This window comes from Streptomyces sp. NPDC002790, assembly GCF_040295505.1.
Classification (GTDB): domain Bacteria; phylum Actinomycetota; class Actinomycetes; order Streptomycetales; family Streptomycetaceae; genus Streptomyces.
Map to the genome: position 1 here is coordinate 1 of NZ_JBEOVM010000117.1, position 19,023 is coordinate 19,023.

Sequence of the window (19,023 nt, forward strand, 5' to 3'; positions counted from 1 at the left end):
GGGTCATGGTCGCGGGTCGCCACCATACCCCCCACGACGAGCCGCGACCGGGCATCAGGTTGCCGGGTCGCACAAAAATCTTCTCTGCCCCTCACCCTAGGTGTGCATCATGCAATGATTATGCATGAGCCATACGATGTGTATAGTGCACATAGAAGCATTGAAACTATGAGCGAGGAGCCCGAATGGCGACCCCCCAGCCGACGACCCGGTCAGGCGGTGTGGTCGCGACACTGGCCCTGGCCGGCACCGTCGCGGCGATCATGCAGACCCTTGTCACACCCTTGATCGGGGACCTGCCGCAGATCCTGGACAGCACGCCCTCGAACACGGCGTGGGTCATCACCGTCACGCTGCTGGTCTCGGCTGTGTGCGTCCCGGTCTCCGGACGCCTCGGGGACCTGCTCGGCAAGCGGCGCATGCTGCTCATCTGCACCGTGCCGCTGATCATCGGCTCGGTGGTGTGCGCGCTCTCCTCCACCGTGCTTCCGATGATCATCGGGCGCGGTCTCCAGGGCATGGGCATGGGCATGGTGCCGCTCGGGATCGCGCTGCTGCGCGATGTCGTCCCCGCGGAGAAGCTCAGCTCCTCCATCGCGCTCGTCAGCGCCTCCATGGGGATCGGCGGCGGCATCGGCCTACCGATCGCCGCCGCCGTCTCGGAGTACGCGAGCTGGCGCGTGCTGTTCTGGGGTGCGGCAGGACTCAGCGCCGTGATCGCCGTGATGATCTGGATGTTCGTCCCCAGCCTTCCCGCCCCCGGCAAGGGGCAGCGCTTCGACGGAGTCGGCGCCGTGGGCCTCGCGATCGGGCTGGTCTGCCTGCTCCTCGCGGTCTCCAAGGGCGGGGACTGGGGCTGGGGTTCGGGCAGCACCCTCGGACTGTTCGGCGCCGCCGTCGTCGTGCTGCTCCTCTGGGGCTACTGGGAGCTGCGCACCCGTGAGCCGCTGGTGGACCTGCGCGCCACGGCCCGCCCCCGCGTGCTGATGACCAACATCGCGTCGATCTTCGTCGGCTTCGGCATGTACGCGAGCATGCTGATCATGCCGCAGCTGCTGCAGTTCCCCGAGGCCACCGGTTACGGCCTGGGACAGTCGATGCTCGCGGCGGGGCTCTGGATGGCTCCCGGCGGCATCATGATGATGATCGTCTCTCCGCTCGGCGGGAAGCTCACCAACGCCCGCGGTCCCAAGTTCACGCTGCTGTGCGGTGTATTGGTCGTCGCGGCGGGCTACGGAGCCGCGATGCTGCTGATGGGGACGGCCTGGGGCATCATGCTCACCGCCATGATCACCAGCGGCGGCGTCGGCCTCGCCTACGGCGCGATGCCGGCACTGATCATGAGTTCCGTCCGGCAGGACGAGACGGCCGCGGCGAACGCCTTCAACACTCTGATGCGCTCGCTCGGCACCTCCATCGGCGCCGCCGTCATCGGCGTCGTTCTCGCGCAGATGACCACCACCATGGGTGGCCAAACCTTCACTTCGGAGGGCGGCTTCCGCACGGGCATGATGGTGGGCTGCGGTGTCGCCCTCGTCGCCTTCGTCATCGCGGTGTTCATCCCCGTCCTGCAGAAGACGGGCGAGCAGGAGGAGGCGACACAGGACGTTCCGACGGAGGGCTCCGACTCCGCTGCGACGGACGTCCGGAACGCCACGCCGGTGCCGACACAGACCGGGACCGGCACCCCGGTCAGTGGCCGCGTGCAGGACGCCGAGAAGGCGCCCGTCGCGCAGGCCGCCGTCACCGTGATCTCCCTGGGTGGGCGGCAGTTGGGCCGTGCGATCACCCGCAACGACGGCTCGTACAGCCTCGACGTACCGGGTGCGGGCAGCTACATACTGATCACCGCGGCCCACGGCCATGCGCCGCAGGCGTCCACCGTGCTGGTCGGCGACGAGCCGCTCTCGCACGAGATCCTGCTCAGCGGCACCAGCGGTCTGAGCGGCGTGATCCGGGCGGCCGAATCGCACGACCCGGTCGTCGCCGCCACCCTCGTGGTGACAGATGTACGGGGAGATGTCCTCGCCGCCGCAGCGTCCGATGACGACGGCGCCTTCACCCTCTCGGACCTGGCACCGGGCACGGTGACGGTGGCCGTCAACGCCGGTGGATTCCGTCCGGCCGCCCTCCCCGTCGAGGTCGCCGGGACCGGAGTCACGCGGGTGACGATCGAGCTGTGCTCCGGCGCCGAGGTGCGGGGCACCGTACTCACCCGGAGCGGCCCGCTGAACGACGCGCGGGTCACGCTCGTCGACGGTGCGGGCAACGTGGTGGCCACCACGGCCACCGACCTCGACGGCACGTACGCCTTCGCCGATCTGGACACGGGCGACTACACGTTGATCGCGAGGGGCTACCCGCCCAAGGCCGACGCGGTCAGCGTGCGCGACGGCGTGGTGCAGGGGCTCGACATCGCCCTCGACCACCCGGCGCGGTAACTCGCCCTGCCCTGACGGCCGGTGGGCCCGACAGCATGCGGCTGTCGGGCCATGCGCGGTGAGGCGCCGGTCGCCCATGGCGCGGGCGGCTGCCCCGTCGGCGGCGTAGCGGAACCGAGTCGTACGGCTTCGTCCTCGGCACCCGGCCCTCACCCCGCGGCGCCCTGACAGGCCCTAGGGTCGTTGGTGTGCGCGATGTGCGGGTGGTGTTGATCGGCGGGACGTCGAACGTCGGGAAGTCGACTGTTGCCCAAGTGGTGGCGGAGAAGCTCGGGTTCGAGTACCTGAGCACCGACGGGCTGGCCCGGCACCCCGGGCGACCCTGGCGAACTCCGGAGCGGGAGGTGCCGGCGCATGTCGCCGAGCACTACGGATCGCTCACGGTGGACGAACTGATCACGTCCGTTCTCAGCCACTACGACCGGCTGTGGCCCCGCATCGAAGAGCTGATCACGTCCCGTGCGACCGAGGACCGTGACAGCACGGGCCTGGTTCTGGAGGGGTCAGCTCTCTGGCCCGCCCGTGTCGCGAGGCTGCGGGTCCCGCGCACGGCCGCCGTGTGGCTCACCACCGACGACTCCGTAGTACGCGCACGTGTTCACGCGGCGGGCCGCTATGAAGCAGCCACAGACGACGAACGGGCCCTGATGGACAAGTTCCTGGCTCGCACGGAGCGCTACCGGGTACTCATGCTCGACGCCATCGACAGGCTGAGCCTGGATCGCATCGATGCGGGCCGTGGACAGTCCGCCGCAGAACTGGCCGACACCGTGCTCGCGACCACCAATGCACAGCTCACGGTGGGGCGCTCATCCCGCACCTGATCAGGCTGTCGACGGGTCACGCCCAGCAGCACCGCGGGGGCTTGTCGCCGTGGGCTTCCCCAGCAAGCTGAGCGGTGCCGGGCCCGTAGCCGGTGAAGTGCGGCAGTGCGGTGCCGGGCGCGCCGGCCGACGGTGCTGCACACCCTCCCCCTGCGACTGGTCAGGGCGTGGACTCCGCCCTGCATATAGTCCCCTCAGTCGGCGCGGTCGTCGCACTCCCAGCGTGGGCTGCGCAGGTGCGGCGAGACAGCCGTGGCAATGTCGACAAGTCCCTGAACAGGCACGTGCGCTGGTGCGGAGCGGGGCAAGAACGTGCGGCGGAGCGGAGCCGCGACGACAGCCCTCGCCCACGCCCCCTCCACCAGGTCAGCGCGAAGGGCGAAACAGCCCGGCCGTGAACCAGTCGATCGCGTCCCAGGGGGAGACATCCTCCGCGAGCCGTCGGCTATTCGGCCTCCACCTTCACGTCCTCCGAGTCCACGGCGTCGGCGTAGGCGATGACGAGGCCGGGCACCTCCTGTGCGATCCGCGCGCAGACGGCCCGGTGCCAGCTCGCCGGGTAGGCGGACTCCGGGTGGCCGGCGTGGTATTCGGCGTCGGTCCGGAACGTGACGATCCCCGGGTCCGGGAGGTCGATCAACTGCTCCACGGCCTTGCCGATGAACTCCCCGGTCAGGCGCTGCAAGTCCGCCAGCTGCCGCCGGACGGTTTCCGGGATCGGGTGCTTGCCCTGTTCCCAGTGGTCGACCGTCCGGGCGGACACGGCGAAGTTCTCCGCGAGCCATTCCGGGCTGAGTCCCAGGAATTCGCGGGCGACTCGGAACGCGGCCGGCGTCATCCGCTCGCCTTCCGGTGTGCCGGTCGGGTCGGGGAAGGTCTCCGTCATGGATGCTCCAGCCGTGCGAGAGCCCCGGCCGAGGCCAGGGCTGGAGGGGGTCACTCGAACCGATCGGACAAAACGTAGCTTCCGGATTTGGAACCCTGCAAGGGCACCCTTGCCGTGGACCAGGCGATCGAGCGGCCCCGCGGCCCGGTTGGAGACCCCGCCAAAACGCTGTGGTAGCAGCATGGTTACGATCACCGGTTGACGGGAAATCGAGGTGGCTTCCGGTGGATGCCCCGGCGGCCGGCCGGGCCTGCTGACGCCCCCCTCATGCCGCCCGACCCGCCCTGCCGCCAAGGACCGCACATGACTCTCGCCGATCAGCCCGCCAGTGCCGTTGCCAGCGCCAGCGCCGAGCTGGTCGGCATCCAGCGCCTGCGTCGCCGCCTGGAACGGCTGATCGGTGTGGCCGCGACCGAAGGGAACGAACTGGTCGCCCTGCGCAACGGCGACGAGATCTTCCCCGCCTTGCTGGAGGCGATCCGGACGGCCGAGCACACCGTCGACATGATGACGTTTGTGTACTGGCGCGGGCAGATAGCCCGCGACTTCGCCGCCGCCCTCGCCGAGCGGGCCCGGGCCGGGCTGCGGGTGCGGCTGCTGCTCGACGGCTTCGGCGCCAAGGAGATCGAGAAGGATCTGCTGGCGGACATGGACGCCGCGGGCGTGGAGGTCTCCTGGTTCCGCAAACCGCTGTGGCTGTCGCCGCTGAAGCAGAACCACCGCTGCCACCGCAAGGCGTTGATCATCGACGAGCACACGGCGTTCACCGGCGGCGTCGGCATCGCCGAGGAGTGGTGCGGCGACGCCCGCAATCCGCGCGAGTGGCGCGACACCCACGTCAAGGTGCGGGGACCCGCCGTGGACGGCATCGCCGCCGCCTTCGCCCAGAACTGGGCCGAGTGCCACGACACGCTCTACGACGAGCGGGACCGGTTCACCGAACACCCCAAGGCCGGCGACTCCGTCGTGCAAGTGGTGCGGGGCTCCGCGGGATTCGGCTGGCAGGACATGCAGACCCTGATCCGGGTCGCGCTCACCTCGGCCGAGCAGCGCTTCCGCCTGGCCACCGCCTACTTCGCCCCGGACACGTACTTCATCGATCTGCTGTGCGCGACGGCGCGGCGCGGGGTGACCGTGGAGATCCTGCTGCCCGGCCCGCACACCGACCAGCGGGCCTGCCAACTGGCCGGGCAGCACCACTACGCGCGCCTTCTGGAAGCGGGGGTGTCCCTCTTCCAGTACCAGCCGACCATGATGCACGCGAAGGTCATCACGGTGGACGGGCTGGCGGCCCTGATCGGCTCCACCAACTTCAACCGGCGCTCCATGGAGCACGACGAAGAGGTCATGCTGGCCGTCCTCGACGCGGAGTTCACCGCCGGACTCGACCGGGACTTCGACGCCGACCTCGGCCACAGCACCAGGATGACCGAGGTCCGCTGGAAGCGCCGCGCCGCCCTGCAACGCGTGCGTGAAGCGGCGGTGCTGCCGCTCCGGCGCTTCCTGTGAGCACCACGCGCGGGAACGCGGCCTCCTCTCAGTCGGCCGCCCGGTGGAGCGTGGTCCGTCCAAGGTGGGGCTCCGCGCGAGCGGCAAGCACCTTGACACGTACGCGGCGCGCGGTGACAGGAGCGTCCAGCGGCAGGATCCGCTGATGGCCGATGGTGGTACCGGTGGCGATCTGACGCCAGGTTCCGCCGGTGTCGGCCTCGACGGCGAACTTCTCCACCCGTTGCCCGTGCTCGATGTCCTCGCGGACCCCGACCCGGTCGAAGGTGGTCGTCCCGTCGGCGTTCGCGGCCACCGGCCGGCCGTACACCTTGCGTACCCGTTGCCCGAAGGCCGTCAGCTCGGCGACGTCCGCGGCATCGATCGTCCCCGCCTTCGAGGGTGGCACGTTGAGCAGCAGGGACGCGTTGCGCCCGACGCTCTTCTCGTACAGGTCGAAGAGCTGGGCCGCCGTCTTCGGCTTCTCGTCCGCGTGGTGGAACCAGCCCGGCCGGTTGGAGACATCGGCCTCCGCGGGGAACCAGGACAGATGGGTCACGCCGGACTCGGTGAGCCGGGCGCGGGAGCCGATGTCGGCCACGCTCGCGCCGTGCGGCAGCAGCCATTCACCGTGGTACGTCCGCGGGTCGGCGGTCGTCGGCACGACGCTCCACTCGGTCTCGCGCGCGATCCCGTCCTCGTTGCCGACCCAGCGCACACCCGCCGGGCCGCCGAAGACCACGGTGTCCGGCGACAGCGCCTTGATGACCCGGAACCACTCCTCGAAGCGGTACTTCTGGGTGATCCCGGCGTCGGCCCACGGGTTGGCGCCGTCCAGCCAGAACTCGTCCAACGGCCCGTATTCGGTGAACAGTTCGTAGACCAGGTTCAGGTAGTACGCGTCGTAGTCGTTGACGTGCACGGTGAACGTGGGCAGCTTCCCCGACCGCACGGCGTCCGCCCGGTCGTCGCCGTCCACGAGGGTGGGAATGGTGTGCTCCTTGACGGCACTGCCGTTGCCGAACCGGCCGAGGCCGCCGGGCGCACGGTCACCGTCGTCGACGGCGGTCTGCTCCACCGAGGTCAGCGTCCCACCCTCGTCCTGCTTCTTCCGCAGGGACTCGATCCACTCGGCGTGCCAGGCGTGCGGCAACTCGCCGCCGTCGGAGGGCGAGAGATAGATCCCTACGCGCATCCCGTGGGCGCGTGCCGCATCCACGTACGTGCGGACGACGTTCGGCCGACCGGGGCTCTTGAGGATCGAATGAGGTGTGTACCGGCTGGGGAACAGCGTGAACCCGTCGTGATGCTTGGCGGTGATCATCGCGAGCTCGGCGCCCATGGCTTTGTACGTACGGATCCACTGATCCGCGTCGACAGCGGTCGGCGCGAACGTCGCCGGGTCCTCGGCGCCCGACCCCCACTCGCGGTCGGTGAACGTGTTCATCCCGAAGTGCGTGAACGCCGTTATCTGCCGCCGCTGCCACGCCAACTGCCCTTTCCTAGGCACGACGTTCGCGGCCTTGGCGATGATCTGTTCCGGGGTGTCGTCCCCGGTGACCGGGATGATCGAGGCGGGGCGGACGCGGACCCTGCTGCCGGCCGGCGCTCCCGTCGGCGCGGCAGTGGCGGCGTACGCGCCGGTGCTGCCGAGGGCGGCGATCGCGGGCACGGCACCCAGGACACCGAGGATCTGGCGGCGAGACGTCATCAGTCACTCCTACAGGCACATGGCTCGGATCTCTCTTCGCTGCGCTTCGGTGGATCATGACGCAGTAACGAATTTTCGGTAAGAGCTGTGACTGGAGTGATGCCTCGCTATCGCGCGTTCCGCTGCGACAGCCGGTGTGTGATCCGGTCGAAGAGCTCCGTCAGCGGCTCGCCGACATCCTGGCCGAACTCGGTCAGTCCGTAGGTGACTTGGGGTGGCGTCGTCGGTTCGACCTCACGCCGGATCAGGTCGTCCTGGACCAGTGCGCGCAGGGTCTGGGCGAGCATTTTCTCGCTGATGCCCTGGATGCTCTCGCGCAGCTCATAGAACCGGAGGTCGCTGCCCCGCAGGGCGATCAGCACCCAGATCCCCCACCTGCTGGTCACATGGTCGACCACGGACCTGGCGGGGCAGTCGGTGTGAAACACGTCATACCGCTTGCCCGGCTCGACCTGCCTGCGCTGCACGCCTTCATCCATGACATGAGCTTACCTTCGGGTATGCCCTTACCAAAAGTTAGCCCAGGCTCCTAGCGTGCAGCCCTCAGAACACATCGAGGAGCTGACCATGATCGTAGTGACCGGAGCCACCGGGAACATCGGGCGTACGTTGACGCGGATGCTGGCCGAGTCGGGCGAGGTAGTGACGGCGGTGTCACGGCACATGGCGGCGGTGCCCGACGGCGTCCGCCACGTGGTGGCCGACCTTGCCGAGCCGGCCGCCCTCAAGCCCGCGCTGACCGGCGCGAAGTCGCTGTTCCTGCTGCTGTCGGGCGACCTGCACGCGACGGGAGCCGACCCCGCACACATCATCGGCGAAGCCGCGGCCGCCGGGGTCCGCCGTGTCGTCCTGCTCTCCACGCTCGGGGTGGTGACGAGGCCCTTCGGCGCTACGCGGATCGCGATGCGCTCGCTGGAGGAGACCCTGCGGGAGTCCGGCCTGGAGTGGGCCATCCTGCGGCCGGGCGGCTTCGCCTCCAACGCCCTGTGGTGGGCCGACTCCGTCCGCAACCAGCAGGTCGTCGCCGCGCCTTTCGGCGATGTCGGCGTGCCGATCATCGACCCGGCGGACATCGCCGCGGTCGCGGCGGCCTGCCTGCTGGAGGACCAACACACCGGTCGCGCCTACGAGTTGACGGGCCCGGAGGTGATCACTCCACGCGAGCAGACGGAGGCCATCGCCGCCGCCCTCGGCTCGCCCGTCAGGTTCCAGGAACTCACCCGCGACGAGGCCAAGGCCGCCATGACCCGGAGCATGCCGGCGGAGCTCGCCGATGACACGCTGGACATCGTCGGGTCCCCGAACCCGGCCGAATTGCGCGTCAGCCCGGACGTCCAGCAGGTCCTGGGCCGCCCGCCGCGCCCGTTCTCCGACTGGGTGGCCGGCAACGTCGCCGCGTTCCGCTGAGAACGAACCGGCAAGGCTTGGTACGAACCGATCGTTCGCACCAAGCCTTGCCAACCTGAGTGACTGTCAACTCACCTGTTTGTTAAGGCTTTCCGGAGACCTTGAGGCCGCGGATCCGGCCGGCGTTGTCGAACGAACCGAAGCCGATCCGGCCGTCGCCCGGCCGCGCGCTCACCGCTGTCATCAAGGGGTGCGACGAGCCGTCCATGTACACGGCCGTCTCTCCGGTGTCCCCGCAGCGCACCACCCTGACCTGGTGCCAGGCCGCGTCGCTGATCGCGGGCGGGGCGCCGGTGGTGCCGTCCCACTGGTCCTCCACCCGCAGCCGGTCGGCGTCGTCCACCGTGAAGACGCCGTTGTGCGGGTAGATGGAGTTGTCCTGTGAGAGGTGCGCGTAGCCGAACCGGGTGTCCGACTCATGGCCGAAGACGACGACCACGTCCCGGTTGTCGATGTCGGCCGGTGTGTCGATGCGGACGTCGGCGTCGATCCGGACATTGCGGTACGTGGGTCCTGCGGTGAGCACCGCGTACTCGTAGGGGCGGCGGGGTCCGGGCCGCTCGACGCCCGGCTCGGTCATCACCGCCTGGCCGTCCGTGAACTGCCACTTGGGCGGGGTGACGGGCGCCCAGTTCTCGGCGCCCATCACGTCGGTGAGGGTGGTCCCGCTCGTGTCGCAGCTCGCGAACTTGCGCGTCCCCGTCACCTTCCAGATCTTGCCGTTGGCCTTGGAGAGGATGTACAGCTCGCCCTCCGCGTCCTGCCCGAACCGCAGGTCGACGCGCTCGTCACCGGCGAGTTCCTGCATGGAGACGCGCTTGCCGGACTTCGCGTCGTAGACCATCAGGCTGTAGTTCTGGGCCAGTTGCTGTTCGGCGCCAGGCTTCGCGCGGCGCATGTCGGCGGCGTCGGTGTACAGGAGCCGGCCGTCGACGATGTCACCGAAGAGGTACTTGCCCTGCAGTCCGTGCAGGTCCTTGCCGCGGTAGACGTAGCCGCCGGAGATACCGCGGCCCACATCGGACTTGCAGTCCCAGTTCGCCGGCGGGTCGTGGTCGTAGGCGGCCACTGGGTAGGTGTAGCCGTACTTCGCGTCGTCGGCGGGCAAGGGAAGGATTTTGGCGCAGGGGTCGGTGGCCTTCTTGTCGAAGACGAAGGCGCCCTCGCGTTCGCTCCAGCCGTAGTTGTCGCCCGCCCGCACCTCATAGACGGACTCGATGGCGTGCTCGCCGACGTGGGAGAGGAACATGCGGTGGCTGCCGCGCGCGTCCCAGCTGAAGCGGTGCGGGTCGCGCATGCCGATGGCGTAGATCTCGCCGAGGGTGCCTGTCTCGCCGACGAACGGGTTGGAGGGCGGGATGCCGTACTCGCCGTTCGCGCTGTTGTCGCCGCGCGGGTCGATGCGCAGGAGCTTGCCGTGCGGGAGGGCACGGTTCTGCGGATCGCCGGTGCTGTTGCCCTTTCCGCCGTCGCCGACCGCGATGTAGAGCAGCCCGTAGTCCGCGTCGCCGGGCTTGGCGGTCGGGTTGAAGTCGAGCTGCTGGACGCCGTGGACCTGCCCGTTGAAGCCGATACGGAGCAGCTCTCGGTGGGTGCCGGAGAAGGTGGGCGCGCTCGGGTCGTCGGCCGTCCACTCGGTGACGATGCCGTGGAACCCGTTACCGCTGGGCTGGTCGAAGTCCGGCTTGGCGTCGGTCAGTTCGGGCTTCTCGGTGTGGACCGTGTAGAAGCGGCCGTTGTGCCGGAAGTCAGGGTCGAAGGCGACGTAGCCGAAGCCGGTGCCCAGTCCCCGGCTGGCGTAGAAGGCGGAGGAGAACTCCTTGTACAGGTCGAGGTAAGTGTGCTGCCCGGAGCCGTCCTTGTTGAGGGAGTACATGGTGCCGTTCTGGTCCGCGACGGCCAAGCGGCCCGACCCACCTGGGAACGGGGTCAGGTAGTTGATCCGGTTGTGCCGGATGAGGCGGTCGTCCTCGACCGGTCCCGGGCGCGGCTCGGACTTCGGGAGCTGGGCGAACTCCTGTACTTCGAGGCCGAGTCCGGAGGTGACGGGCTTGCCGGGGATGGGGTCGGTGACAGCGGCCGACGTGGCGTCGGCGGGCGCTTCGGCCGCGCCTGCCGGTGTGGACGATGCCACCGGTGTCGCGGCGAGCGCCGCGGTGAGCAGGGTGCCGATGAGGAGTTGGACGAGGAGAGGTCTTTTGCGGGGCCGGACGTGCGGGGCCGACGGGGACAAGGGGGCTCCGTTCGTGTGGTGTGCGGGTGCGGGTACGCAGGGGGCTCGCTCGGGTGGCGGCGTGCACAGGACGTGCCTCGCCCAGGGCATGGCCTCAGGAGGCTGGTTGCCAGCCGGTGCGGCGATACTCGGCCCTCACCTGCCCCGAGGTGACGGCCCGGTCCAGGAACAGCAGGTCGTCCATGCGGCAGTTGCAGGGGTTGGCCTCGCGGGTGTTCTGAGGGAAGCTCCCGCCGATCTTGATGCCGCGCGGGTCGGTCGGCGAGGCGCGGTCGGGTTCCGGCTCTCCGGCGAGGGCCCACGGGTCGTCGTCGCGTACGTAACTGCCGGGCAGCGTACGGCCGTTGCGGTACAGCACCATCCTGCCCGTGTCGAAGTCGAAGGTCGCGGCGAGGTGGACCCACTGGCCGTCCGGCAGATGCGTACGCCAGTCGCCGTCCGCGGCGAAGGTCTGGGACGCGGAGCCGTCGACGCGGCGCCCGAGTGCGACGAGGCGCAACTCGCCGTCCACATCGATCAGTTCGAGGAGGGCCCGGACGTCGTGCCCGTTCGAGTCCCCGGTCAGGACGCCCGCGAGGCCGATGGCGTTGTAGCGGTCGGAGGGGTCCGCCGAACCCGAATTCGGGCTCGGGTTCTGCCCGGTGGTACGGAACCAGCCCATCACCGTGGCCTGGCGCGCCCCGTTGAACGCGTGCAGCGAGGCCGCACCGTCCGGGTCGTACACCCCGGCCTTCCAGTCGTCGTTGCCCACCGTGTCCGGGTTCACCTGCCGGGTCTGGAGGACGTGGCCGCGCCGCGGATCGGCGTCGTCGCGCACGCGCATCGCCGAGCCGCCGTTGACGAGCGACAGAGGGGGGCCGGACGCCCCGATGTCGCGTTCACGCCCGGCGTCCGTGGGATCCGGATGCTCGAAGTCGTAGCCGGCGACCAGGCTCCCGCGGATGCCTGCCAGGGCGGCTGCGGACGGGTCGTCCGACGCTGACGCACCGCCGGCCGGCGTGACGAGTGCGGCGGTGAGCAGAGCGGCCCCGGCCGCCACCGCGACGGGCCATGACCTCGAACGCACGGATCTGCGTCGGCGTGCGGGCGCGGCGGTGCCAGACGTCATGTCTCCTCCAGAGAACACGCGTTGAAAGCGCTTCCTACTGCGTCGCCTGCAACGTACAAACATCGAGCGGAGGCGACAAGAGTGCAGACAACGTTGGCAGACAACGATGTCGCGGCAGGCGTTGCGTTCAAGGCGTTGCCGCACCCGGTGGGGAATCCGGTCAACGGGAGGGATCGCCAGGGAGGTCGAGGAGGCGCTGCAAACCGTAGGAGAACCTGCCGTCGAAGGACGGCTGCAGCAGGTGGGGCAGGGTGCGGCTGAGGGCCGGGAACGCGCCGGAGGCGACAGCCTCGGCCAGGCGGTCGGGTTCAGCACTGGAGATCGCCTGCTCCTCCCTGCACAGGCCGAGGGTGAAGTAGAGGGCGTTCCAGCAGGTCCACACTGCCTCTTGCTCGCGGTAGCCGCCGTCCAGCAGGGCGGCGATCAGCGTCTCCGCGACGGCGAGCGTGGCTGGTTCGGGTGCGTACGTGCCGCCGACGACGGCCGCGCCGTCCCGGTGGGCGAGCAGCGCACGGCGGTAACGCCCGAGGAGTTCGGCGGCGCGGTGGTCCCAGCGTGCGGGCAGGTCGTCGAGACGGATCTCGGACACGATGACGTCCGCCATCAGTTCAAGAAGGCGGCCCTTGGACTTCACGTGCCAGACGACGGTGTTCATCCGCACGCCCCGCCGCTCCGCGATCGCCCTCAACGAGACGGCCTCCAGGCCCACTTCGTCGAGGGTTTCCAGGGCGGTGGCCACTACCTCGCTTTGACTCTTGTTCACTGACCAAGTATATCTGACGGCATCGGGTATTGGTCACTGACCAAGAGGAGGTTGTCATGGATGACGTCGTGGTGGTGGGCGCCGGTCCCGTCGGGCTGTGGCTGGCCGCGGAGCTGCGGCTGGGCGGGGCGTCGGTCACGGTGGTCGAACCCCGCACCGCTCCGGACCCGCACTCGAAGGCTCTGACGATTCACCCCCGCACCATCGAGGTGCTGGACAGTCGCGGGGTCGCCGGAGCGTTCGTCACCGAAGGCGTTCCGATTCCCAACGGGCACTTCGGAGGCCTTGAGGACCGCATGGACTTCCGTGTCCTCGATACGCCCTTCCCCTTCACTCTGGCGCTGCCTCAGACGCGCACCGAGGAGCTTTTCGAGTCCCGGGCAAGGGAGTTGGGCGCGACCGTCCGGCGCGGCCATCGAGTGACCGCGCTGCACGAGGAGGGTGTTGTCGTCGATGACGGCGAACTCGTGCGCGCGCGGTTCGTGGTGGGCTGCGACGGTGCCGGCAGCACCGTCCGGCGGGCGGCCGGCATCGATTTCCCGGGAACGGACGCGACCGCGTGGGGCTGGCTCGGTGACGTGGTCCTGGACTCGCCGCCGCGCGGCGGCTTCGCCAGTGTCACGAGTCCTCGGGGCGGCCTCATGGTGGTACCGATGCCGGGAGGCGTCCACCGCATCGTCGGTGCGAACCCGGACAGCGTCCAGGAGGGTCGGCCGGGCGAGCCGACCCTGTCGGAGCTGCGGGCGAGAGTCACGGACATCGCCGGATCGGACTTCGGAATGCGCGATCCGGTGTGGCTGTCCCGCTTCGGCAACGCGGCCCGGCAGGCATCGTCCTACCGCCGCGGCCGGGTGCTGCTGGCCGGCGACGCGGCGCACATGCACTTCCCGGCCGGTGGCGTGGGGCTCAATGTGGGCGTGCAGGACGCCATGAACCTGGGATGGAAACTGGCCGCGGTCGCCACCGGCCGAGCTGGCGACGACCTGTTGGACACCTATGAGACGGAGCGGCGTCCGGTGGGGGCCGACCTGCTCGTGCACACGCAGGCGCAGACCGCGCTGACGATGGCGTACTCGGCGGACGGCCAGGCCCTGCGCCGCGTGCTGTCCGGCCTGATCGCCACGGTGCCGGAGCTGTCCCGTCACCTCGCCGAGCGGCTGTCCGGCCTCGACGTGGACTACGGCACCGGCCGGCGCGTCCCGGATCTGCGGTTCGCCGACGGACGCCGCCTGTTCGAACTGCTCAGGACCGGGCGGCATGTCCTCCTGGATTTCGCGGGTGACGCCGCGGGCCAGGACGTGCCGGCCGACACCGTCCGGGTCACGACGGAGCTGGCCAAGGCGGAGGACCGCGACGACTGGAACACGGCCCGAGCCGCGCTGATCCGTCCGGACGGCCACCTCGCGTGGAGCCGTCCCTGAGTGTGCGGTTCGCTTGCTGCCTAGGGCGCCTCTAGTGCGGCACGCCCGCCAGCACCCGGTCCGGTGTGAGCGGGAGTTCGCGCAGGCGGACGCCGGTCGCGTGGTGCACGGCGTTGCCGATGGCGGCGGCCGTTCCGACGATGCCGATCTCGCCGATGCCCTTGCTGCCCATGGGGTTGAGGTGCGGGTCGTCCTCGTCGATCCAGTGCGCCTCGATCTCGGGCACGTCGGCGTTGGCCGGTACGTGGTAGCCGGCGAGGTCGCGTTCCACGAAGTCGCCGAAGGCCGGGTCCAGCGTGCTGCCCTCGGTGAGAGCCATGCCCAGGCCCATCGTCATCCCGCCGATGAACTGACTGCGTGCCGTACGGGAGTTGAGGATGTGGCCCGCCGCGTAGACGCCGAGCAGGCGGCGCACCCGGACCTCGCCGGTCACCGTGTCGACACCGACCTCGGCGAAGTGTGCGCCGAAGGAGTGCCGCGAGAAGTCGCTGTCGGCGTCGGCGCGGCCCGCCGTGTCGGCCGTGGCGTCGATCCCCTCCGGCGGGAGCGGCTGCCCCTTCCGGTCGGCCAGGTCCGCCGCCAGTCGCGTACAGGCCTCGTGGACGGCCCAACCCCAGGAGGCCGTGCCGGAGGAGCCGCCCGCCAGTGAGGCGTTGGGGAGGTCGCTGTTGCCGATGTCGGTGCGCACGCGGTCCACCGGAACGCCGAGCGCGTCGGCGGCGACCTGGGCGAGGACCGTGCGCGCGCCGGTTCCGATGTCGGTGGCGTTGATCCGGACGACGAAGCCGCCGTCCGGTGCGGCGTGGGCGCTCGCGCGGGACGGGGCCACGATGACCGGATACGTCGCCGCGGCCATGCCGGAGCCGACCAGGACGGAGCCTTCGGCGCGCGAGCGGGGGCGCGGGTCGCGTGCCGCCCAGTCGAAGCGGCGGGCTCCCTCGCGCAGGCATTCGGCGAGGTGGCGGCTGCTGAAGGGGCGGGAGCTGTCGGGTTCGCTCTGGGTGTCGTTGCGCAGCCGCAGCTCGATGGGGTCGATGCCGAGCGCTTCGGCGAGTTCGTCCATCGCCGACTCCAGGGCGTACATGCCCGGCGCCTCCCCCGGCGCCCGCATCCAAGAGGGGCTGGGCACGTCGAGCGGGAGCACCCGGTGGGTGGTGCGGCCGTGCGGCGAGGCGTACATGACGCGGGTGGCGGCGGCCGCCGTCTCGACGAACTCCTTGATACGGGAGGTGTGCGAGGTCACCTCGTGGATCACGGAGGTGAGTGTGCCGTCGGCCTCCGCCGCGAGCCCGACCCGCTGCACGGTCGGCGAGCGGTGGCCGACGACGGCCGCCAACTGCCCCCGGGGCAGGACGAGTTTGACCGGCCGCCCGGTCTCGCGGGCGGCCATGGCGGCGAGCACCACGTGCGGCCGTGGTGTGCCCTTGGCGCCGAAGCCGCCGCCGACGTGCTCGGAGACGACCGTCACCTGGTCCTTCGGCAGCTCGAACAGGCCGGCCAGGACGTCGCGGACCGTGGTGGCGCCCTGGCTGGAGTCGTGCACGGTGAGCCGGCCGCCCTGCCAGGAGGCGGTCGCCGCGTGCGGTTCCATCGGGTGGTTGTGCAGCGGCGGCACTTGGTAGGTGACATCGACGCGGGCGGACGCGCGGGCGTGCACGGCGTCGGCGTCGCCGCGGGTGTGCTCGCCGGAGGTGCCGTCGGAGTCCTCGGGAACGTAGGCGTCGGGGTGGTCGGCCGTCAGGGTGACGTCGTGGGGTTCCTCGGCGTAGGTGACACGGACGGCCGCGGCGCCTTCGCGTGCCGCCTCCAGGGTGTCGGCGACGACGAGGGCGACGTACCAGCCGCGGTGCGGAACCCGCGCGTTCTGGAGCACGGCGAGAGTGACGTCGTCCGGTTCGGCCAGACGCGGCGCGTTGCGGTGGGTGAGGACGGTGATTACGCCGGGCAGGACCCGCGCCGCCGTGTCGTCGACGGCGGTGACCTCGCCCCGTGCCACGAGGGCCGGAACCGGCCAGGCGTAGGCACACCCCTCAGGTGTGTGTTCAGCCGCGTAACGGGCGGCCCCGGTCACCTTGGCCGGGCCTTCCCTGCGCGCGGCAGGCGACCCGAGAGCGCTGGTGGTGTCCGGCATGGTTCTTCTCCCTGGAGAGCGGGGGTTGGGTGGTCCGCGGTGTGTCAGGAACCGGCGGGCGGCGCCAGGCGGCGCAGCACGTCGCACGCGAGATTGCGGGCGAGGCGCACCTTGAACGCGTTGTCGCGCAACGGCTCGGCGGCCGCGAGCTCCGCATCGACGGCCCGCTCGAACGCCTCGTCGCCCGGTGCCTCACCCGTCAGCGCCTGTTCGGCGCGCAGGGCCCGCCAGGGCCGGTGGGCGAGCCCGCCGAACGCGATCCGCACGTCGCGCACCACGGCGTCCTCGACCCTCAGGGCGACGGCCACGGAGGCGAGCGCGAAGGCGTACGAGGCGCGGTCGCGGGCCTTGCGGTAGGCGGAGGGCAGCCCGGCGGTGGCGGCCGGGAGCAGGACGCCGGTGATGAGCTCGCCGGGCATGATCTCGGTGTCCAGGTCCGGGCGGTCGCCGGGCAGCCGGTGGAACTCGGCGGCGGGCAGCGTGCGCCGGCCCGCCGCTCCTTGCAGCTCCACCCGGGCGTCGAGCGCGGCGAGGGCGACCGCCATGTCGGAGGGGTGGGTGGCGATGCACTGCGGCGAGTGCCCCAGGACCGCGAGGTCGCGATGGACGCCGTCACGCGCGCCGCACCCACTGCCCGGCTCACGCTTGTTGCACGGTTTGCCCAGGTCCTGGAAGTAGGGGCAGCGGGTGCGCTGGAGCAGATTGCCGCCCGTGGTGGCGACGTTGCGCAGCTGCCCCGAGGCCCCCGCGAGCAGCGCCTGTGACAGCACGGGATAGCGGGTGCGCACCAGTGGGTGGGCGGCGAGGTCGCTGTTGCGGACGGTCGCCCCGACGCGTACGGAGCCGTCGGCGAGCTCCTCGACGCCGTCCAGCGGCAGCCCGCTCACGTCGACCAGCGTTCCGGGCGTCTCCACCCCCAGTTTCATCAGGTCGACGAGGTTCGTTCCGCCACTCAGGTAGCGGGCGCCCGGCCGCCCCGCGTGGGCCGCGGTCGCCTCGTCGACGCTGTGGACTCGTAGGTACCGGAAGGGTTTCACCGGGTCACGTCCTCGACGGCCTCGACGATGTGCGGATAGGCGCCGCAGCGGCACAGATTGCCACTGAGCCGCTCACGGATCTCGTCCTTGCTCAGCTCGACGGGTGCGCCCGGGGCCGCGCCCGGATCCGTCACGTGTGAGGGGTGGCCCGCCGCGGCTTCGGCGATGGCGCCGACGGCCGAGCAGAGCTGACCGGGTGTGCAGTAGCCGCATTGAAAGGCGTCGCGGTCGAGGAAGGCGCGCTGAAGCGGATGCAGACCGGAGCCGCCGGGCTCGCCCTCGCTCTGGCCATCACCGTCACCGTCGGCTTGCAGACCCTCGACGGTGGTGATGTCGCGTCCCTCGTGGGCCACGGCCAGCAGCAGGCAGCTGTTGGCGCGGCGCCCGTCGATGAGCACGGTGCAGGCGCCGCACTGCCCGTGATCGCATCCCTTCTTCGGCCCGGTCAGATCCAGCTGCTCGCGCAGGACGTCCAGCAGTGTGCTGCGGTGGTCGACCGTGAGATCGCGGTGCTCGCCGTTCACGGTGAGTGGCACTGCCGAGTGGAAGGCATCGGTTGCCATGGGCGCTCTGCTCCCTCGTCCGCCGTCCGAAGCGTGGTCTGCCGTCCGACCCCGCGTATCCAGACTGGGCCAGGACACTCACTCCGGCACGCGGAGGACGCGCCGCGCGAGGGGGCGGCGAGGCCTAGTAGTGCTTCGTTAGCTCTGTTCGGTGGGGCTGATCAGGAGCATGTTGGATGTGTGGACGCACATGAAGTGGGCCGTCTGCGGGCGGAGTTGGGACTGTTCGTTGCGGATGTGTTTGCCTCGGTGCCGCGCAGGGATCAGCGGGGCTGGGGCGAGTGCTATCTGCGGGGTTTGATGCTGGACGGGCGCCGTAAGTCGATCCAGCCGATGGCCGAGCGGCTGCCGGACGGGAACATGCAGGCCCTGCAGCAGTTCGTCAGCCAGTCACACCGTGGGACTGGATACCGGTGCGGCGCCGGATCGCCGAGCGGGTCTGCCAGGTGATCCGGCCCGCGGTGTGGGTGGTCGATGACGTGTCGTTTCCCAAGTGCGGGAAGGCGTCGGTGGGGGTGGCCCGGCAGTACTGCGGTGCGCTGGGCAAGCGGGCCAGCTGCCAGGTTGCGGTCAGTGTGCACGCCGCCACCGATGCCGCGTCGTGTCCGCTTCAGTGGGCACTGTTCCTGCCCGAGGAATGGGCCGGCGATGTCGTGCGGCGGCGGGCCGCGGGGGTGCCCGAGGACGTCGGACATGTGCCCAAGCCCCGGCTGGCGCTGCACCTGCTCGACGAGTTGTCCGGTTCGGTGGAGGAGGTGCCGGTGATCGTGGCTGATGCCGGCTACGGCCGCAGCTTCCGGCAGGCGCTGGAGGAGCGTGGCTGGTCGTATGCGGTGGCCGTCGATCCCAAGGAAACCGTGCAGGTGGAGGCAGCCGAGCCGTATCGGCCGCCCTACGGCGGGCTGGGGCCGCCGGCGCGGCCCTGCTACCGCGACAGTCCCCGGGCGTTGGCCGATGTCGTCGATGCCACCACACCGTTTCGGCAGGTGACCTGGCGACAAGGCAGCAAG

At 70.4% G+C, this 19,023-nt stretch carries 14 protein-coding genes and 1 pseudogene; 6 read left to right on the top strand and 9 right to left on the bottom strand.

The window, feature by feature from the left end:
- Positions 1 to 185: 185 nt before the first annotated feature.
- Entirely contained in the window at positions 186 to 2,441 is a 2,256-nt protein-coding gene (locus ABT004_RS31060; RefSeq protein WP_351343298.1) for an MFS transporter, read from the top strand.
- A 188-nt stretch (positions 2,442 to 2,629) separates the two neighbouring features.
- Positions 2,630 to 3,265, top strand: a complete 636-nt coding sequence (locus ABT004_RS31065; RefSeq protein ID WP_451192099.1) for a hypothetical protein — start codon at positions 2,630 to 2,632, stop codon at positions 3,263 to 3,265.
- Positions 3,266 to 3,710: 445 nt separating this feature from the next.
- On the opposite strand, the gene ABT004_RS31070 is transcribed toward ABT004_RS31065, so the two are convergent.
- Positions 3,711 to 4,151, bottom strand: coding sequence for an Aca2/YdiL-like domain-containing protein (locus ABT004_RS31070; protein ID WP_351343300.1), 441 nt, complete (start codon positions 4,149 to 4,151; stop codon positions 3,711 to 3,713).
- 303 nt (positions 4,152 to 4,454) lie between these two features.
- Here ABT004_RS31070 and ABT004_RS31075 point away from each other — a divergent pair, with 303 nt between their 5' ends.
- Positions 4,455 to 5,660: a phospholipase D-like domain-containing protein gene (locus tag ABT004_RS31075; protein ID WP_351343302.1), complete on the top strand. Its 1,206-nt coding sequence runs from the start codon at positions 4,455 to 4,457 to the stop codon at positions 5,658 to 5,660.
- A gap of 28 nt (positions 5,661 to 5,688) precedes the next feature.
- Here ABT004_RS31075 and ABT004_RS31080 read toward each other — a convergent pair whose 3' ends face one another.
- Positions 5,689 to 7,350 (bottom strand): alpha-L-fucosidase, encoded by a 1,662-nt coding sequence (locus ABT004_RS31080; protein ID WP_351343304.1) that lies wholly within the window; start codon positions 7,348 to 7,350, stop codon positions 5,689 to 5,691.
- A gap of 107 nt (positions 7,351 to 7,457) precedes the next feature.
- Positions 7,458 to 7,829, bottom strand: a complete 372-nt coding sequence (locus ABT004_RS31085) for a winged helix-turn-helix transcriptional regulator (RefSeq protein ID WP_351343306.1) — start codon at positions 7,827 to 7,829, stop codon at positions 7,458 to 7,460.
- A gap of 88 nt (positions 7,830 to 7,917) precedes the next feature.
- Between ABT004_RS31085 and ABT004_RS31090 the strand changes: the two genes are divergently transcribed.
- Positions 7,918 to 8,757, top strand: a complete 840-nt coding sequence (locus tag ABT004_RS31090; RefSeq protein ID WP_351343308.1) for an NAD(P)H-binding protein — start codon at positions 7,918 to 7,920, stop codon at positions 8,755 to 8,757.
- Between the two features lie 82 nt (positions 8,758 to 8,839).
- Here ABT004_RS31090 and ABT004_RS31095 read toward each other — a convergent pair whose 3' ends face one another.
- The 3 genes from ABT004_RS31095 to ABT004_RS31105 form a co-directional block, all read right to left on the bottom strand.
- Positions 8,840 to 10,990: a PQQ-dependent sugar dehydrogenase gene (locus ABT004_RS31095; protein ID WP_351343310.1), complete on the bottom strand. Its 2,151-nt coding sequence runs from the start codon at positions 10,988 to 10,990 to the stop codon at positions 8,840 to 8,842.
- A gap of 94 nt (positions 10,991 to 11,084) precedes the next feature.
- Positions 11,085 to 12,098 carry a LamG-like jellyroll fold domain-containing protein gene (locus tag ABT004_RS31100; RefSeq protein ID WP_351343312.1) on the bottom strand — a complete coding sequence of 338 codons (1,014 nt, stop codon included), beginning with the start codon at positions 12,096 to 12,098 and terminating at the stop codon, positions 11,085 to 11,087.
- 160 nt (positions 12,099 to 12,258) lie between these two features.
- Positions 12,259 to 12,861: a TetR/AcrR family transcriptional regulator C-terminal domain-containing protein gene (locus ABT004_RS31105; RefSeq protein ID WP_351343314.1), complete on the bottom strand. Its 603-nt coding sequence runs from the start codon at positions 12,859 to 12,861 to the stop codon at positions 12,259 to 12,261.
- Between the two features lie 56 nt (positions 12,862 to 12,917).
- Between ABT004_RS31105 and ABT004_RS31110 the strand changes: the two genes are divergently transcribed.
- Positions 12,918 to 14,282 carry an FAD-dependent monooxygenase gene (locus tag ABT004_RS31110; RefSeq protein ID WP_351343316.1) on the top strand — a complete coding sequence of 455 codons (1,365 nt, stop codon included), beginning with the start codon at positions 12,918 to 12,920 and terminating at the stop codon, positions 14,280 to 14,282.
- Positions 14,283 to 14,313: 31 nt separating this feature from the next.
- Here the strand turns inward: ABT004_RS31110 and ABT004_RS31115 are convergent, their stop codons facing one another.
- From ABT004_RS31115 to ABT004_RS31125, 3 genes are read right to left on the bottom strand one after another with little or no spacing between them, the layout of a single operon-like run.
- A complete protein-coding gene (locus ABT004_RS31115; RefSeq protein ID WP_351343318.1) occupies positions 14,314 to 16,413 on the bottom strand; it encodes a xanthine dehydrogenase family protein molybdopterin-binding subunit in 2,100 nt (699 codons plus the stop codon).
- A gap of 44 nt (positions 16,414 to 16,457) precedes the next feature.
- The gene (locus ABT004_RS31120) at positions 16,458 to 17,450 is read right to left on the bottom strand and encodes an FAD binding domain-containing protein (RefSeq protein WP_351343320.1); all 993 of its coding nucleotides are present in this window, start codon (positions 17,448 to 17,450) and stop codon (positions 16,458 to 16,460) included.
- A complete protein-coding gene (locus ABT004_RS31125; RefSeq protein WP_351343321.1) occupies positions 17,447 to 18,013 on the bottom strand; it encodes a 2Fe-2S iron-sulfur cluster-binding protein in 567 nt (188 codons plus the stop codon). Before ABT004_RS31125 ends, ABT004_RS31120 begins: the two co-directional genes overlap by 4 nt.
- Before the next feature lie 180 nt (positions 18,014 to 18,193).
- Here ABT004_RS31125 and ABT004_RS31130 point away from each other — a divergent pair.
- Positions 18,194 to 19,023: pseudogene (locus ABT004_RS31130) on the top strand (IS701 family transposase); the annotation flags it as partial.

What these genes read in the sequence shown, in the direction of transcription:
- ABT004_RS31060 (WP_351343298.1), top strand. Translation starts at nt 186, where the DNA reads ATGGCGACCCCCCAGCCGACGACCCGGTCAGGCGGTGTGGTCGCGACA.
- ABT004_RS31070 (WP_351343300.1), bottom strand. Translation starts at nt 4,151, where the DNA reads ATGACGGAGACCTTCCCCGACCCGACCGGCACACCGGAAGGCGAGCGG.
- ABT004_RS31075 (WP_351343302.1), top strand. Translation starts at nt 4,455, where the DNA reads ATGACTCTCGCCGATCAGCCCGCCAGTGCCGTTGCCAGCGCCAGCGCC.
- ABT004_RS31080 (WP_351343304.1), bottom strand. Translation starts at nt 7,350, where the DNA reads ATGACGTCTCGCCGCCAGATCCTCGGTGTCCTGGGTGCCGTGCCCGCG.
- ABT004_RS31085 (WP_351343306.1), bottom strand. Translation starts at nt 7,829, where the DNA reads ATGGATGAAGGCGTGCAGCGCAGGCAGGTCGAGCCGGGCAAGCGGTAT.
- ABT004_RS31090 (WP_351343308.1), top strand. Translation starts at nt 7,918, where the DNA reads ATGATCGTAGTGACCGGAGCCACCGGGAACATCGGGCGTACGTTGACG.
- ABT004_RS31100 (WP_351343312.1), bottom strand. Translation starts at nt 12,098, where the DNA reads ATGACGTCTGGCACCGCCGCGCCCGCACGCCGACGCAGATCCGTGCGT.
- ABT004_RS31110 (WP_351343316.1), top strand. Translation starts at nt 12,918, where the DNA reads ATGGATGACGTCGTGGTGGTGGGCGCCGGTCCCGTCGGGCTGTGGCTG.
- ABT004_RS31115 (WP_351343318.1), bottom strand. Translation starts at nt 16,413, where the DNA reads ATGCCGGACACCACCAGCGCTCTCGGGTCGCCTGCCGCGCGCAGGGAA.
- ABT004_RS31125 (WP_351343321.1), bottom strand. Translation starts at nt 18,013, where the DNA reads ATGGCAACCGATGCCTTCCACTCGGCAGTGCCACTCACCGTGAACGGC.